The organism is Pleionea sp. WD8-19 (genome assembly GCF_055326765.1).
In genome coordinates, this window is sequence record NZ_JBUZOU010000010.1 from 148303 (window position 1) to 165905 (window position 17603).

Consider the following 17603-nt stretch of genomic DNA (forward strand, 5'->3'; position numbering starts at 1 on the left):
CTTAGGCGGCAACAGGTTTAGCTTCGGTAGCCGTTTGTGGTTTTGGAGCGGACATGGTACGAAACATGTTGTAAGCCATGATCAGCATACCGCTAAAGAACAATGCTCCTCCCGCAAGGCGAATCGCGTAGTAGGGCTTTTTCGCTTCAAGCGCTTGAACGAAGGTATAGGTTAAGGTTCCGTCGTCATTGAAGGCGCGCCACATTAATCCTTCCATCACACCGGCGATCCACATAGAAGAGATGTATAACACCACGCCTACGGTCGCTATCCAAAAGTGCCAGTTAATGAGCTTAATGCTGTACATTTCTTTTTGACCAAACATTCGGGGAAGCATGTAATACATGGCACCAATGGAAATAAAGGCGACCCAACCCAATGCGCCAGAGTGAACATGACCGATGGTCCATTCGGTGTAATGAGAAAGCGCATTGACGGTTTTAATGGCCATCATTGGGCCTTCAAAGGTCGACATGCCATAGAACGACAGTGAAACAATTAGGAATTTTAATATGGGGTCAGTACGTAACTTATGCCACGCGCCAGACAACGTCATGATGCCATTGATCATGCCACCCCAAGAAGGAGCAAGTAAGATGAGAGAGAAAATCATGCCTAACGACTGAGCCCAATCGGGCAAAGCGGTGTAGTGCAAGTGATGAGGGCCCGCCCACATATAGATAGCAATGAGTGCCCAGAAGTGCACAATGGATAATCGGTAAGAGTAAACCGGACGCTCGGCTTGTTTAGGAATATAGTAATACATCATGCCCAAGAAACCGGCCGTTAGGAAAAAGCCCACCGCATTATGCCCATACCACCACTGGACCATCGCATCCATGGCGCCGGCGTAAGCTGAGTAAGACTTGGTGAGACTTAAGGGAACCGCCGCGCTATTGACCAAGTGCAGAACAGCAACAGTGAGGATAAAGGCACCGTAAAACCAGTTGGCGACGTAAATATGAGCGCCTTTGCGATTAACAATGGTTCCAAAAAAGACGATCGCGTAAGCCACCCAAACCAATGTGATGAGAATATCGATTGGCCATTCCAATTCAGCGTATTCTTTTCCAGAAGTGAAACCTAAAGGTAAAGTGATGGCTGCTAAAACGATAACTAACTGCCAACCCCAGAAAACAAAACTGGCTAAGAAATCACTGAACAAACGCGCTTGGCAAGTACGTTGTACCACATAAAATGAAGTACACATCAAAGCGCAACCACCAAATGCAAAAATTACCGCGTTGGTATGCAGTGGGCGTAAACGCGAATAGGTGAGCCATGGGATATCCATATTGAGATCGGGCCATAAGAGTTGTGCCGCGATTAGCACACCTACACCCATACCCACAATACCCCAAATCACGGTCATGACAGCAAATTGCCGTACCACCGTATAGTTATAAGACGGTGTGTTTGTGTCAGTCATAGTTGGTTCCAAGTGTCTAAGTTAAGGTTTTCACGAAGTGATTGTGCACGGAAGCTCCAATACACAGATTGATTTGGATCAGTCTGTGGTTTTTATGAAAACATGTTGTGAATCGCTGTAAATACAACAACAGCATTGGAGAACTTCCTGAATTTTCGACGTTTTTCTGCGCTTTACGTAATGGCCAAACCAATGGGCTTGATGCAATATCAGCTTTCGGATGGCAAGTCATCAGCAATAGGTGGGTAATTATAACTTATAATTGTGGTTGCGGCGCACAAAAATCACAAAAAATAATAAAGAATGCTTAATAATGTCCGTTTCCACACTATTTTTTGAAAGGCCAGAAAACCCAGCAAGAATTTGATTTTGATCTATATTTTCTTACGGATTATTTAATAACGTTGGTAGAACATTCCAAGACAAGCGTGTTCAAACCAATTCTCTATTGTTGAAACACCGGAGGTATATTATGAGCTTGATGAAATATAAGCCTTGGTCAATGTTTGATCAGTTGCATCGTGACATCAATGATCTGTTCGATAAAAGATACCCTGCCGAGTCTGGCGCGCTAATGAACACCGATTGGCAACCGGCGGTTGATATTCAAGAGACGGATCAAAGCTTTATTATTAAAGCGGATATCCCGGGGGTGAAGCCCGAAGATATTGAAGTGACCGCGCAAGAAGGAACCTTGACAATAAAAGGAGAGCGAAAGTCGGAACTGGATGAAACCAAAGAGGGTGTGCATCGAGTTGAACGAAGCTACGGGAGTTTTTTCCGTTCGTTTTCGTTACCGAATAATGTTAATACGGAAGCTATCGCTGCCAAGTCAGTGGATGGCGTATTAGAGCTCACTTTACCTAAAACCGAACCTCAGCAATCTCGTAAAATTGAAATTGGACGCTGATTTATTCCAATTACCTGGCGCTTTTATCGCGCCAGCTCTTCTCTTTGGTTAACGTCACTTAAACACTATACTGGTCATTGCTGCTCTTTTGCACCGGCATCGACTTAACTTGAGTAAAAGGGAAATCTGACAAAAGAAAAAATAACCGGCGAACTGACATTTTATTAGGCTGTGTCATAATACTTCGCTTTCACTGATGGAGTCATCGAGATGACGCTGTGCCAAAGTAAGCTTCCAAAAGTCGGAACCACTATATTTACAACAATGTCGCAGTTGGCGGCGGAACATAATGCAATTAATTTATCGCAAGGTTTTCCAGACTTTGATGGCCCCGAATTCTTAAAACAAAGAGTCGCTCATTATGTTTCTGAAGGTTTGAATCAATACGCGCCTATGACGGGGCTACCCGCTTTGCGCCAACAAATAGCGCGCAAAACAGAGCTTTGTTATGGCCGTGGCGTTGATGCAGACGCTGAAGTTACGGTTACTTCGGGTGCAACAGAAGCTTTGTTCGCTGCTATTCATACGGTGGTACAAGCCGGTGATGAAGTGATCGTATTTGATCCGGCGTATGACAGCTACGATCCGGCCATTCGCTTGGCTGGTGCAACACCGGTACACGTTTCGTTAAACGATGACTTCACCATTGATTTTGCTGCGCTCGACAAAGCACTCAGTCGCAAAACCAGCACCATCATTATTAACACGCCGCATAACCCTTGTGGCAGTGTATTAACTGCAAATGACTTAGAACAACTGGCACAGCGGGTGCTCAGTGAAAATTTGTTTTTGATCAGTGACGAAGTGTACGAGCATATTATTTTTGATGAGCAAATTCATCAAAGTGTTCATCGATATTCTGAGCTATTCAAACACAGTTTTGTCATCAGTTCTTTCGGAAAAACATTTCATACTACCGGATGGAAAGTGGGTTACTGTATTGCGACACCGGAATTAAGTGCGGAGTTTCGCAAAGTGCATCAATATCTTACTTTTTGTACAATTACGCCGATCCAGGCGGCTCTCGCAGACATGTTGATGGAACATCCCGAACATTGGCAAGAGTTGCCTGCGTTTTATCAACAAAAACGCGACCTATTAAGGCGGTTGCTTGAACCAACACGATTTGAGCTATTGCCTTGTGCCGGAACCTATTTTCAGTTGGTAAGCTATCGACAGGTGAGTGATATGCCTGAACTGGACTTTGCCAAGTGGATGACAGAGGAAGTAGGCATCGCATCGATTCCAATTTCTGTTTTCTACGAAACACCCAAAAACCAACAGTTGATTCGACTTTGTTTTGCGAAAAACGATGAAACTTTAAAATTAGCGGCTGAGAAGTTGGCTCAGGTTTAAACGATTAGAGCAACTTTGAAATGAGATGCCATCTCAAAAGGCATTCTTGAGATGGCTTTTAGGATTTATCGCGTCTAAAAAGCCGAATGGAGCTATTCCTTCGAGGACTTCAGTCGGTTTGTAAGAACGCTCTTTAAGCGCGATTTAGAGCTACCTCCTATCGGAACAGGCTACAAAGCGTAATGGTCTAAATCTTTCCACATGCCTAACGAAAAATCTCATTAAGATAGTGCGCTATGCGAACACCGGCCTGTTTCATTCGTAGTTTAAGCGTTGGTAAGTGCTTATATTGGTAATCCCAACTGATTTTAGGATCGTTGGGGTAAATGGTATCGCGAATTTGAATGCTTTCTGCAATCCAGTCTTTCGGATCGATGGCGTACCAATCTTTCTTATCGTCTTCGGAAATGGTGCGCGTGAGCCATTGCGTCCATTCGGTGTAACTGAGTTGTTGACGATCAATCAGTCCGCTGTCCCATACTCTGTGCAGATTAGATGGCTGCCAAAAAAAGTCGACTTTAAAATCGTTGCCACCTTTGTCGGTGCCGTTTCCTGCATGTAAAGGTTGATGCAAGTCGCCAATAATATGAATAATAAATTTTAATGCTAACTGCTTTTGTTCCAGTGGCGTTTTGGAGCCTTTCAAGTCTTCACGGTACATTTTTAACGCGGTTACCGCATCGCCATGACTGGGAGCTCCCACCTGTTGGTAGGTTTTACCCTTCGGAACGGTGACATAATGGTAAGAGTTAGCCACTTTTTGCCAGAAGTGCTGCGGATTAGACTTCATTTCATCCACATAGGTTGACGCTTCGGCCAGTGATTCATTACCAATGATGTCGCGAATCTGTTTACGCGCTTTCTCAGATAAATACTGCTCGGCAATCGCTCCGGTGACTCGGTGGCCAGTTTGGCCAAAACTAAAGGCATATGAACTGACGAGACAAAGTAACAAAGATAGTGATGCTGCTTTCAGTTTCAACATGAGTGGGTCCTGTAATTATCGTTGTATAAGGTTTTTGCTAACAAACGCTTCAATGGTTTTATATAATTGCCGTTTATTGTCGGGATTTTCAATGGTGTCGTCTTCGTAACTTAGCTCCAATTCGATGACCGGTTTTTCGTTATCCTCTAACAGTCTAACCAGATTTTCCGCTTGTTCCGTTTTAATTCGTTTTTGTCGGTCACCGAAAACGACCAGTGAGTCCGCCTTTATAAGTGAAATACGGTTAGTGATGTCGAACGGCTGCAGTAAATTATCGTCAATGTCTTTTAAAAACTTAATGCGGTAATAGTCGTTGTTTTTAAGTGTTTTCAGGCTGCTCACGGGAGACAGGTAAATCGAGCATTTAAACAGATCTGGCTTTTGAGTGTTCATTAATAGATGCTTCAATGCTAGCTCACTTTTTGCCATATTGCAGAGTTTGTTTTGGTCCACAATTTGATTATTAACTAAATACTCTATACCTGAAATATAGTCGTCAATTTGTTCTTTATAATAAAAGCTTAACTTTTCCGTGTTGGTAAGCCCTTTGCGTTGCTCCGTATTCAGCTGAATGGTCGCAATTCCCATTTGGGCAAACAGTTGTACTAAAGCGTTGTATTTTATTTGGGGGTTGAAGTCTTTTGAAAGGAAAATGGCCGGCAGTTGGTGGGCTTGTAAACCATTTGGGACCGTTAAAATGCCATTCAATTCTATTCCTTTGGAATTTGTAAAATTGAAGGGATACGACATGGCTAAAGGTATGTCTTTGAGTGCTGTATTTTTAAAACCCAAAAACTTTAGTTTGGGTACAGAAGCGTTGTATAAGTAGTATTCGCCTTTATTGATATCGCTACTTACCTTGATGATCCATAAATTTTCACTGTTGTCTTTGTTTTGAATTTCAACGTTCTGTTGATTGAAATGCTTTGTTAATTCAGCAATATGATCAAAAGTCGATGTGGATTCTTGTGGACTTATATGATTTGAAGCCTGTGTTTCCGTGGGTGTATTAACTTTTTCATTGCTATCTTGAGTCCACTTCGATGTTTGAGGGTCAAAAAATATTTTTCCTTTGCTGTTCCTGGAGTAGAGCGTTCCATCTTCGCCAACGCTTACATATGCATCGATTGCAGGATATTCTGCAACAAAGTCAATGTCGGCATTAATAACGTTTAATTTATAAATGCGCTTCAGTTTATCCTGGTTTTTTGAGTAAGCTTTAGAGGATATTAAGATATGCTCTTCATCATTTGGGCGTTTGGAAATTAATTCCGCCCAAGACTCACTGACTCCTTGATGCTTTAATTGTATTCTTTTCGCTTTTTTGGTTTTCTGCTTGGCGTATCGATAACGGAGGCCGAATATGAGTTGCCCTTTTTTAGCATCCAGATCCAGAGAGTAGAGCTCACCAAATGTTGCCAGGCCATTAAACCGTCCAGGTTGGTTACTCGCTCGATTGTTGATATGAAATACGATTCGACTGTCGGATATCCAATAGAAATAGCCGATTTCATCCTGATAATTGAGTTCGAAAGAGTCGATGTCTTTTAACGTATTGCTGTCAATAATAATCAACTGAGTTTCGTCTTTTATACGTTTTAGAGCGGCAATTTTATTACCGGAAGGTGAAATTTTTACGATTGATAATTCATCTGGTTGAATCAGTTTATTAATAAAGTCATCAGTCGAAGCAAACGATAGCGGTGAAATCCAACTGAGAACTATTAAAAAAAAGCTGACTTTTTTTACATGCACAAATGTATTCCTTACTTTTTAAGTGAAATTGATTGGTGGACGGAGCCCGTTTTCGTATGCAAAGTACCTGTTACTGTTACAATCGATTTATTTCGGGAGATTTCAAGTAAACCAAAATTTTCATCGATGAGTGCTTCGCCGAGTCGATGTTGATTGGGCGCTGCAGGATAGGTTTTGGCTGCCAGTCCACTGCTGCTTATTTCGTTGTATTTCTTGCCATTATAATCAAACTGAGACATTTCCGCTCGGTGTACATCGCCGCTGAGTAGAATGATATCATTTTTGGTGTATTTATCGAGCAACTGAAACAACTTCTCTCGTTCATTTGGAAAGTTCGCCCAAGACTCCCATCCCGTAAACTCTGCAATCACTTGTATACTTGAGACAAGAATACGAAAGTCCGCTGGAGCAGCAAGCTGATGCTCTAACCAACCCCACTGTTGTTTACCCAGTAACGTTCGAGAGTTATCTCTGTTGGGTTGGTAAGGGCCGAGGCTCAATTTTGCGAGTTGCTCTTTAGTCAAATAAGTGCGAGTGAGTTCATCGCGATACCAGCGCGTATCTAATAAAATAATCTGCACTTTAAGCCCATCATGTTCTATCCACTTGCTGTGATAAATGCCCTGATCAACGTTTTTAATGGCGTTGACTTCCGAGTAGTTAAAAAAGTTAATAAAAGCGGCTTTAGCGGTTTGCTTTGCGTGAAAATCTTTTCCACCATCATTGACGCCGTAGTCGTGATCGTCCCAAGTGCCGATTATTGGTGTGGATTGCCTAAATTTTTTAAAGTTTGGGTTGCTTGAAAGCTGCTCATACGCGATTTTCATATCAACCGCTTTATCGCTATCGATATAAGCGTTGTCACCCAGCATAATGAATAAGTTGGGTTGGTGCTGGCTAATGATTGGCCAAATTGGTTGGGGATGATTTTGACTTGCGCAAGAGCCAAATCCGATGGTTAATATTTCACCAATTGAATGAATGGTTGTCGTAAATACGAAAAGAAATAATAGGATGATGCGATTCACAAGGGTTATGTGTCTTTAAAAAAAAGGAACGTGAGGATGATATACCCTATGTTGCAAGATGGTTTCAAGTAGTGACTTTATCGAAGACTTTTTAACAATTTTTGAAACAATTCGGTGCAATTAAATTTTTCTGAATAATTTTTAAACAGTTGTGTGCAAAGATCCACTTGATGTGTACTTTTTATTCATCTTTCTCTTAAAAATGTAACAATTCAATGCTACGATACGCGCCGCTTTAAAACTGACCATCACATTTTGCAATAACATATAGGAAACATGATGAACAAACAGCTTTCAGCGGTCGCATGTGCTGTAACGTTGGCTATTTCTTCGCCAATATTTGCAGCAAGTGACACCTCATCTTCCATCCGCGGACTCATCCTAAACCCAATGGGAGAGGGAGCGCCAACCACAACGATTACCATCAGACATGAACCGACCGGTGCCGAAAAAGTCGTAAAGCCCAATGCTTCTGGTGCTTTTGTCGTCAGTGGCTTGCGTGTAGGTGGCCCTTACACCGTTATTATTGATTCTGAAAGCTATCAAGACAAAGAATTAAACGATCTTTATTTAGAAGTCGGTTCGCCATTCCAAATCAATGAGCAACTGCTGTCTCTCGATGACACCAATAAAGTGACCGTTACTGCGAATCGCTCGGCTTATCGTTATCCGAACAGTGGCTCTGCGAGTACGTTTAGCAGTGAAGACATTGCTAACTCGCCGTCTTTTGGACGCGACTTAAAAGATGTTTTGCGTCGCAACCCGCTTGTTAATATTGGAACAGGCAACGAAGCAAAAATGAGCATCGCGGGCAACAACCCTCGTTATAACAGTATCAGTGTTGATGGTGTTCGTCAGGATGACGACTTTGGTTTAAACGGTAATGGTTACCCCACTCAACGTTCACCGATTTCTATCGATGCTGTGGAACAAATTAGTATTGAAACAAACCCCTTTAATACGGCTGAAGGTGGTTTTTCTGGCGGTAAAATCAGTGTAGTTACTAAGTCGGGCACCAATGAACTTAAAGGAAATGCTTTTTACGAAAAGGTTGATGGTGACTGGGCAGGTGATCCGAAAGAAGGTTCTATTGAGAACTTAAATGAAACCACTTGGGGATTTGGCATTGGTGGTCCCGCCATTAAAGACGAACTTTTTTACTACTTTAACTATGAAAAGTATGACCGTAGCCAAGATCCTGCATTAACACCTCAAGCGGGTACTAATCAGGCAGAAGTGTTACAGCGAATTGTTGATATCGCAACTCAATATTACGGTGCAACGCCTGGAAATCTTTATGGAACACCTGTAGAAGAAGATGAAAAAATTCTTTTAAAAATGGATTGGGATATCAATGAGTTTCACCGTACGTCTTTTACATACCAACGTACAGACGGAACGGTTACAACGGGTTGGTCTCGAGCAACGTCTTCGGATTTCGATGCAGACTTTAACTTAACGTCGTCGTGGATGAATCGGGGCGACAAGTTAACCAGCATGTCTGCTCATTGGTACGCTGACTGGACTGCGAATTTTTCGACGGAAGTAAAAATTACCGATAAACGGTCCGATAATACGCAAGACCCTTTGTTAGGAAAAGGAATGGGCGCGGTGTCCATTGATGTGCCAATGGAGTACATCAACCCGGCAAACGGCCAAATTGATACAAACACTCGTACTATTCGAATGGGACCCGATCGTAATCGCCACGCAAATGAACTGCATAACGATACCTTTTCGATAAACTTTAGCGGTCAGTATTTGTTAGATGATCATACGATTGATTTTGGCTGGCAACACGAAGAACTTGAAGCGTTTAATATATTTGTTCCGAACTCGTTAGGCACCTGGGAATTCGATTCTCAGCAAGAGTTTGAGGGTACTTTATATGGCTTCGAGCTCAACGATCCGAATCTGCCTGCGTTTGAAGGTGGTACGGCAGCGAGTTTTGTTTATCAAAATGCGTACACGAATAACGCTAACGACGCAGCGGCTAACTTCCGTTACACGTACGATAACTTTTATATCAACGATACCTGGGATTACAGCCTCGATTTACAATTGTCATTTGGAATACGATACGAACACATACATTCACCGGATCGCCCAACACTGAACCAAAACTTTGTTCAGCGTTATGGCTTTGCTAATAATGAAAGCTTAGACGGTCACGATATGTGGTTGCCGCGCATGAGTTTCAAATACAGTGGGTTTGAAGACATTGTTGTGAGAGGTGGTGTCGGATTATTCAGTGGTGGTCGTCCAAATGTTTGGATTTCTAACGCGTTTACTAACGACGGTGTGACCATTGTTACTCCTGACTATTCACAAATTAATAGCTCACAATACCTGACGGAAATTACCACGTTTTCATCGGTTGACCAGGATGTTCTGAACACTATGGCATCTGGCGATGGTAATGCAACGCCTATCGATCCTAACTTTAGAGTGCCTAAACATTGGCTGTACAGTTTAGCGGCAGATTTCAATCAAGACTTGGGTGTTTTAGGTGATGACTGGAACTTAACCGCTGAAGTGATCTACAAAGACATCGTAAGAGATGCTCGCTGGGTTGATTTGGCTCGAGCTCAGGTAGGCACAACCGTAGACGGTCGTCCTATTTACGGTCGATATGAGCCAATAAATGGTGACTTAAATCACTATGACATCATGATGACCAATGGCAAAGGTGGTGAGAGTCTCATCTCGAGCTTTTCTGCAAGCAAAATGTGGGACAATGGTTTGCGACTCGATATTTCGTATACCAACCAAAATGTAAAAGACATTGTTTCTTCCGATAACTCTACCGCTGAGTCGAACTATCAATACACCGTGGTTTACGATCGCCAAAACCCTTCTGTTGCCACAGCGTCTTATGAAACTGAGCACAGTTTAAAAATCAACATCGACTACAGTACCGAGCTTTTCGAAAACTACAAAACCAGTTTTGGACTTTTCTTCCAAAGAGCATCGGGCAGACCTTACAGTTGGGTTATGGGCTCCTTTAGAGACAGCGACTTTGGTGATCCAGAACGTTTCTATAGCAGCAGTAGTTATTTACCTTATATTCCAACCGGCCCTAATGATCCGGCCGTTAATTTTGGAACCGGCCATCCCGATGATGACCTCTTGACTTACGAGCAAATCATTGAGCATTTACAAGCGAACGGTTTACCTACCTCTGGCGGGTATTTGCAACGTAATGCTTATCGTAGCCCTTGGAACAACACTATGAACTTAGTGATCCGACAAGAGTTGCCCGGTTTATTTAACGACGATAAGGGTGAGTTTTATTTAACCATCCAAAACTTCTTAAACTTAATTGACAGTTCACGTGGCGACATTTATTACAATCGTTTTGGTGATACCACTCAAACACTGTTCGATTACGATATCAATGCCGATGGTCAATATGAGTACACTGAGCCATTCCGAGGGTTTCAGTATGGTTCTCCTGCCAGGTACCGGGCAGATAAATCGGTTTGGCGTTTAAAAGCCGGCTTTAAATACAGTTTCTAAATTAACGAAGCGCATACCAAGAAGCCTGTAAGCTTCTTGGTATGAGAAGAATTGTAGGGTGAATATTATGTTAATTAAAAAAGCATTAGTCGCAAGTGTGATCATTGCGTCAGCGTTACGGTTGGTTAATGCTGCGGAAATTATGAGCGACGACTTTGAAGACGAAAACTTGAACACCTGGAATTGGACTCCAGTCAGTTTGTCGAGTATCGAAAACTGGGAGCGAGGTTCTTACGGTGGAGAAAATTTCGCTGTTATTTCCGGTTATCAAGCCGATGCAGACTCTAACGATTGGTTTGTATCAAATGAAATTGATTTAACAAGTGTTTCTGAGCAATACGTTGTTTTAACATTTGATTCAGCGAAAGGATACTCAGGTGACGATTTAAAATTATTCGTCACTACGGATGTTTCTGAAAGTGCGTCGGTAGAGTGGGTATCCAGTGCTAACTGGATTGAAATTACCGAGTTGGCAGAATGGTCAGGCGGTGGTTTCGCTTGGACAGAGTCGGGAGTTATCGATTTAACAGAATACAAAGGAAGTGCAATTCGACTAGCGTTTCAGTACACATCGACACCGAGCGCTGCGGCTAAGTGGGAGCTCGATAACATTCTTGTTAACAGTACCGACGAAGAGCCCAGCAATGAGTTTCTTTACAAAGAAGAATTTGGCGGCTCTTTAGGAGACTGGACTGCGGTCAGTAAAGCAAGTAATCGTGACTGGTACGCCGGTTCTTTTGATGGAAATGGCTACGCGAGAATCTCAGGCTATGGTGGCGATGAGTTTTCTGACGATTGGCTTATTTCACCCACTTTTGACATGAGTGAATGGCGGTTCCCTTACTTTCAATTTAAAAATGCAACGCGTTATTCCGGTGATGCACTGAAAGTCTACTACTCTACCAATTATGGAGTAGAGGGCGTTGATGAAGCTGATGTGGTTTGGAATGAAATTACCGACTTATTCAGCTGGTCAGAAGGCGATTACAATTGGGTTGACTCGGGTCGTGTTAAATTATGGGAAATGATTACTGAAGAAGATGGAACGCGTAATACCGATGCATTGAAAGCTGTTTCTTTCGCGTTTCAATACACCAGTTCAGATGCGGGCGCTGCTATATGGCAGCTCGATGACATTGAAATTGGAAGTAAAGCCGTTGGCGTTATTGAAACCGAAGAAACACGATTTGAAACGCTAGAAAACTTTGACAAAGGGTTCAAGTCATGGCGCGTGGAAAATTTGTCGGGGTCTTTTGCTTGGGCTAAATCCTCTTATAACGGTGCTCAGTTCGCTAGAATGTCTGGGTTCCGAGACGATGCAGATTCTAATGATTGGTTGGTTTCTCCAGTTTTTGATGTTCGCGTTTGGAATACACCAACCATCAGTTTTTATTCGGCAATGAACTTTTCAGGTCCTGCTATTAAGTTACTGGTATCGACAAACTACAAAGCAGAAGGCCAAGTAGAAGATTATGTTGATGTTGAAACCGCAACTTGGATTGATATTTCTGATCGAGTGACTTGGTCTCAAGGTGGCTATGAGTGGGCCTACTCTGGTGAAGTGGATGTGTCCGACTTAATCGCTGATTTAGACTTTGATAATAAAAAAGTAGTGTTTGCCTTCCAATACACTTCGGATGATACGGGCTCGGCTACCTGGCAATTAGAAAGCATTAATGTGGGTGGCGCTTATGCCGGTCGCGCTATGGAAGATAATTTTAATGTTTACAGCTATGAAGAGTTTGAAAATGATTCTTTTGGTGATTGGACGGCAATTAGTTTAGCGAGTGATATGGAGTGGGGCACGAGTTCTTACATTGAAAAATCTTTCGCTGAAATATCAGGGTTTGGTGGAGATGAGTTTTCAAATGACTGGCTGGTGTCACCTACCATTGATACAACGGCCAATGACTGGGATGAAGCGATGGTTCAATTCAGCTCTGCCAAAAACTACAATGGTGATGACTTAAAACTTTTAATTTCGACGGATTTTGCGGGTGATGTAAGTGCAGCTACCTGGACTGATATTTCCAGTCGAGCGGCTTGGTCGGAAGGAAATCGCGAATGGAAAGAGTCTGGTGAAGTTGATATTACCGACTTTATTGGTGGAAACATTACCGTTGCTTTTCAATACACCAGTTCGGATGACGGTGCAGCGACTTGGCGTTTAGAGTACGTTCGAATCGTTGAAAAAGATGATGGATTATCGGACGTGCCTTATACCGTTCAACCGGCCAGCAGTGGTTCAATGGGATGGTTTGTATTGCTAGGATTAACTGGATTAGCAATCGGACGTCGACGAGTGTAAGTATTGTATTCACTACAAAAAAGCCACTCTAATGAGAGTGGCTTTTTTGTTTTTAAAGGACTCTTGTTTTTTAAATTGGAACTTAAAAGCTTCACGCCCTTTATTTAACTCTGAATGAATGTCCATTTATGAATGATCGCTATCACGGCGCTCGTCTTGAAAAACAAATGACACCAAAATAAGTGGCCGATCGTTTAAGAACATTGGTGTATCCCATTGAGTGGAACTCGAAGTTAAAAGTTTCTTAAAACAGCGTATTATTCCGTTTGATTTTTGATTTATCTCGCATGTGAATATTTACCTATAATGGTGAATGTATGAGTGTCATTTGAGACATTTCTCACTTGAGCCAACTTTCCACTTTTGCGATACTTCGCGCCGTCTCAAAAGGGAGTTGTTGCTTCACAGGGACACCAAATGAATAGCCGTTTGCGCCAATAAAAACATTTCGCAAACAAAAAAGTATCACACCGATTTTTCAGGGGACACTCATGCACCGCGTTTTATCTGCGCTCGGTCTGTTTTTGGCCGCGTTTTTTGCTACCACTTTATCGGCCGCTGCGCCTTATCCTGCGACGAATGTCAAAGGGCCGGCTACGGATGCCGATGGCACCTACACCATTACCTATACGCGTTCGACCTCTAATCCACCCATTCACCGACTGTATGAAAGCGTTAATGGTGGCAGCTATACACTGACGCAAGCTTCGTCGAACACATCATCCAGCTTTACGGTTTCAGACCGTGTACAAGCTAATTATTCCTACAAAGTAGAAGCGTGTTTTCTCAGATTCGGCTCAGGACTCGAGTGCAGTATGTCGTCACCCAGTAATGTGGTGAAGGTGGGAGTGTCGACACCTCCACCTGAAATACCTTCGACCCCGATGGTAACGGCCGATAATGTCGGGCAAGTTAACGTGTTTTGGAATCAACCCTCGGGCGAAGTGACGTATTACGCGGTGCAGGAGCAAGCTAACGGCGGCGCATGGAACACCGTGATCAGCAACACAACCTATACCACTTACAGCACCACGCGAACGAATGGGACTTATGGCTTTCGCATAAAAGCTTGCAACAGCAGCGCATGTTCTGGATTCAGCGCGGTAGGACAGGTGTCGGTTCTTATTCAATCTGATGATCCAAGCGATGGCGGCAGTGGTAATGGCGGTGTCGAAATTACCGGAGAGGAAGTGGTCGGTGACTTGGGCGGTGTTGCCGATGTGCAAGGCGGCGCGTCAACGTATCAATTGCCAATTGTGGTGCCACCCGGTCGTGCCGGTTTGCAGCCTGATGTGTCTCTGAGTTATTCCAGTAAAAGTGACAGTCGTGAAGCCGGGTTTGGCTGGTCATTAAATGCAGTTTCTCAAATTCAGCGTTGTGCCAAAACTTTCGCACAAGACGATCAAATGAAAGCCATTCAATTTAACAGCCAAGACGCATTGTGCTTGAACGGTGAACGGTTGGTGTTGGTCGGTGGAAGCTACGGTGCCGCAAACTCAATTTACCGCACCGAAAAAGAAAGCTGGATAAAAGTGATTGCACGCTCAAGCGGAAGCAGCCGTTATTTTGAAGTGCTTGATCAGTCCGGTACTCAACGCTTTTTCGGTAGCACCAACGATGCCAAAGTGGTTTACGCGGGCCAAAGTTTACCAATCGCCTGGGCCATCAATAAAGTGCAAGACGTACACGGCAATCGCATGGATTACGTGTACCAACGCAATACGTCAACCGGTGAGCATCGACTGCAACACATTCAATACACCGGATTCGAAAATACGCTGGGCAATCGAAAAGTATCGATTGAGTGGGAGGAAGATGCGACCAGCGGTATGGTGTACGTTTCTGGAGGTAAGCACCTGCGTAAAAAGCGTGTGAGTGCGATTAAAACCTACGTCAATAACACCACGTTGGTGAACGAATATTTGTTGGGGTATGTGGTCTCTGCAACTTCGGGTGTGAGTTTATTAAAGTCCATTAAACGCTGCGCGACCGACGCAAGTGGGCAGCGCGAGTGTCTGATGCCGACGGTGTTTAACTGGGGTGAGGAAACGAATGCGAACCTATTTGAAAACGTTGACTTGTTTTCGCTCAACGACAATCAAATGGTTGGTGGTTTTGTTCGAGTCGGCCAGGATATTGATGGCGACGGATACAACGATCGAGTGAAAAGTTCGTTCAACTATTCGAGCGGACCGGGCACCATTCACATCGAAAGAGGGCATCCGGAGAAATCCGATAAAATTTATTTTGTGCAACATAATTACATGGCGCACCAGTTCATCAACTTTAACGGTGACGGTATTCCCGATTTCTTAGGTCATAAATCCAGTAGTGGTCATGTGGTTGATCATACTTATCGCGCTCGGCCTTTGGTTGAATTGGCGGTGGCTCGCTATGACAAAAACAGCGATCAATTTGTTGAAACCTTAACCGGGATAAAAGTCATCAGTGGCTTGCGTTTATTGCATTTGGACATCAATGGTGATGGATTGGATGACTTGCTGGCACCGACGGGCTTTACCACCAGTCCCGCGCAAAATGCGGAATTAAGAATTCAAATATTTATAAACAATGGCAGTGGCTACACAGCGCAAGGCGAAATCCATGAAATCGAAATGTTTTGGAAAAAATATTCGACACTCGATATTAACGCCGACGGTAAAGGCGATGTGTATCGCTTAAGTGGCACGGATATCAAACGCGTGCTGTTATCGAACGGTTCGACCTTTAATGAGTCGAACACGACCATTCCGGGTTGCTCGTTTAACTATCTGTTGGATATGAATGCCGACGGTTATCCCGATTTCTTTTGTGGTTCGACGCTTTTTTGGAACACCGGTGACCCGCAAAATTTATTTGTGAACAGTAACATTAACTTGCCAGTAACCTTCAGTGGCACCGTTGCGGGTGACCTGGATATGGATGGTCTAACGGAGTTTTACGCACCGGGTGTGAAAACTTACGACTATGTGCCGTCACGAACGGTTGAGCAATGTTATGAAGACATTCCTGGCGACTATGTGTTGTCCGAAGAAGAAGCTGCGGAACGTGAATTGTATTACAGCAACCAACGACTGTTGAAGACTGACGAATGGTTAGAGTTGCACCGCTATTTGAACATTGTTACGGCACCCAGTAATCCCGATGGCGACCATGCCGAAGCGATGCTTCAATTACGAGCGTGTCGCATGTTCCAACCGTATAACTTGGATGTTTATCGGTGGAATAAATATTGGTTTGATCCAGCGACGAATACGTTTAAAAGCGCGGCCACCAATATTGAATCTAACTTAAACTTGCAAATTGTCGATGCCGATTTGGACGGTGACTTGGATGTCATCGCGCAAGGTAGACCCAATGCTAGTGCTCATTATCCCGTGTGGGGCGTTCACAAAATCCATCGAAATAATGTTTCGAATGGTTTTGATAAATTGCAGAGTGTGACGGATTCTTTAGGCAATCATACCGACTTTAGTTATTCAAAACTCAACGACGCCAACGCTAATATTTACGAGGTGACCGAAGCGCCCGTTTACCCTGAACCTTTTATTTATAATCGTTCGGTGGTGGTCAACCAAATGAGTCAAAGCGATGGCGTGGCTGGGAAACGAAACGTTCGCTTTAAATACGAAAACGGCCGTCAAAATTTTCATGGGCGCGGTTACTTAGGTTTTAAGAAAATCATTGCGATTGAAGTTGAGGCCAATCGACGTACTGAAACCGAATTTGAGCAGGGCTTTCCGATGAATGGTCAGGTGAAGTCGGTCAAAGTGTATCGCCATTCCGACAGTCGATTGTTATCCGATACTCAACACAGCCTCAAATGGTATGGCCCTTACGACAGTGATTTACGCGTGGATGTTCGAGCGCATCGTAAAGGTACCGGTTTAATCGATAACAAAACCTATTTAACGTATGTGGAACAAACCATCAGTAAACGATACGAACCTAAGAATGGTAGCTTGGTATCGCAGGTGACCAGTACACAAAGCCTGAACAATTACGGGCAACCGTTGAGCAAAACCACGGTGACCACCGACCAAAAGTTTGTGACGCATCAATCGACTGAAACGCATGTGTACGAAGCGGCTGATGTGACTCAATGGTGGTTGAACAAACGGAAGAGCACTACCGTCACCAATAAATTGACCTCCATCGCGTCGCCACAGCCGGCGAATGTATTGAACCAAGAGCGGGTGCATAAAACGGAATTCACCTGGGACAGCCGACGCCGGATCATCAGCACCAAGTTATTCGGCAATGGCAGTGATTATCTGTTAACGCGAACCTATTACGACCATGAAAATGTTAAC

Annotated in this window: 9 protein-coding genes; 5 read left to right on the forward strand and 4 right to left on the reverse strand. The window is 43.5% G+C overall.

Going from position 1 to position 17603, the window contains the following annotated elements:
• Position 1: 1 nt before the first annotated feature.
• Positions 2 to 1429, reverse strand: coding sequence for a cytochrome-c oxidase, cbb3-type subunit I (ccoN, locus tag ACTUJY_RS13385; protein ID WP_463616605.1), 1428 nt, complete (start codon positions 1427 to 1429; stop codon positions 2 to 4).
• Between the two features lie 472 nt (positions 1430 to 1901).
• On the opposite strand from ccoN, the gene ACTUJY_RS13390 reads away from it, so the two are divergent.
• Both ACTUJY_RS13390 and ACTUJY_RS13395 read left to right on the forward strand, forming a co-directional pair.
• Positions 1902 to 2339, forward strand: a complete 438-nt coding sequence (locus tag ACTUJY_RS13390; protein ID WP_463616606.1) for an Hsp20/alpha crystallin family protein — start codon at positions 1902 to 1904, stop codon at positions 2337 to 2339.
• Positions 2340 to 2549: 210 nt separating this feature from the next.
• A complete protein-coding gene (locus ACTUJY_RS13395) occupies positions 2550 to 3695 on the forward strand; it encodes a pyridoxal phosphate-dependent aminotransferase (RefSeq protein WP_463616607.1) in 1146 nt (381 codons plus the stop codon).
• Positions 3696 to 3900: 205 nt separating this feature from the next.
• Here ACTUJY_RS13395 and ACTUJY_RS13400 read toward each other — a convergent pair whose 3' ends face one another.
• From ACTUJY_RS13400 to ACTUJY_RS13410, 3 genes are read right to left on the reverse strand one after another with little or no spacing between them, the layout of a single operon-like run.
• A complete protein-coding gene (locus ACTUJY_RS13400) occupies positions 3901 to 4680 on the reverse strand; it encodes a S1/P1 nuclease (RefSeq protein WP_463616608.1) in 780 nt (259 codons plus the stop codon).
• 15 nt (positions 4681 to 4695) lie between these two features.
• Positions 4696 to 6435 carry an alpha/beta hydrolase family protein gene (locus ACTUJY_RS13405; protein ID WP_463616609.1) on the reverse strand — a complete coding sequence of 580 codons (1740 nt, stop codon included), beginning with the start codon at positions 6433 to 6435 and terminating at the stop codon, positions 4696 to 4698.
• 11 nt (positions 6436 to 6446) lie between these two features.
• A complete protein-coding gene (locus ACTUJY_RS13410) occupies positions 6447 to 7463 on the reverse strand; it encodes an alkaline phosphatase D family protein (protein ID WP_463616610.1) in 1017 nt (338 codons plus the stop codon).
• A 279-nt stretch (positions 7464 to 7742) separates the two neighbouring features.
• On the opposite strand from ACTUJY_RS13410, the gene ACTUJY_RS13415 reads away from it, so the two are divergent.
• The 3 genes from ACTUJY_RS13415 to ACTUJY_RS13425 all read left to right on the forward strand — a co-directional run.
• Entirely contained in the window at positions 7743 to 10982 is a 3240-nt protein-coding gene (locus ACTUJY_RS13415) for a TonB-dependent receptor (protein WP_463616611.1), read from the forward strand.
• 67 nt (positions 10983 to 11049) lie between these two features.
• Entirely contained in the window at positions 11050 to 13290 is a 2241-nt protein-coding gene (locus tag ACTUJY_RS13420) for a choice-of-anchor J domain-containing protein (protein WP_463616612.1), read from the forward strand.
• A gap of 491 nt (positions 13291 to 13781) precedes the next feature.
• Positions 13782 to 17603 (forward strand): SpvB/TcaC N-terminal domain-containing protein (locus ACTUJY_RS13425; protein WP_463616613.1); only part of this gene is annotated, 3822 nt, incomplete at its 3' end.

Excerpts from the sequence above, each read along its gene's own strand:
- ACTUJY_RS13390 (WP_463616606.1), top strand. The coding sequence starts at position 1,902 with ATGAGCTTGATGAAATATAAGCCTTGGTCAATGTTTGATCAGTTGCAT.
- ACTUJY_RS13415 (WP_463616611.1), top strand. The coding sequence starts at position 7,743 with ATGAACAAACAGCTTTCAGCGGTCGCATGTGCTGTAACGTTGGCTATT.
- ACTUJY_RS13420 (WP_463616612.1), top strand. The coding sequence starts at position 11,050 with ATGTTAATTAAAAAAGCATTAGTCGCAAGTGTGATCATTGCGTCAGCG.
- ccoN (WP_463616605.1), bottom strand. The coding sequence starts at position 1,429 with ATGACTGACACAAACACACCGTCTTATAACTATACGGTGGTACGGCAA.
- ACTUJY_RS13395 (WP_463616607.1), top strand. The coding sequence starts at position 2,550 with ATGACGCTGTGCCAAAGTAAGCTTCCAAAAGTCGGAACCACTATATTT.
- ACTUJY_RS13400 (WP_463616608.1), bottom strand. The coding sequence starts at position 4,680 with ATGTTGAAACTGAAAGCAGCATCACTATCTTTGTTACTTTGTCTCGTC.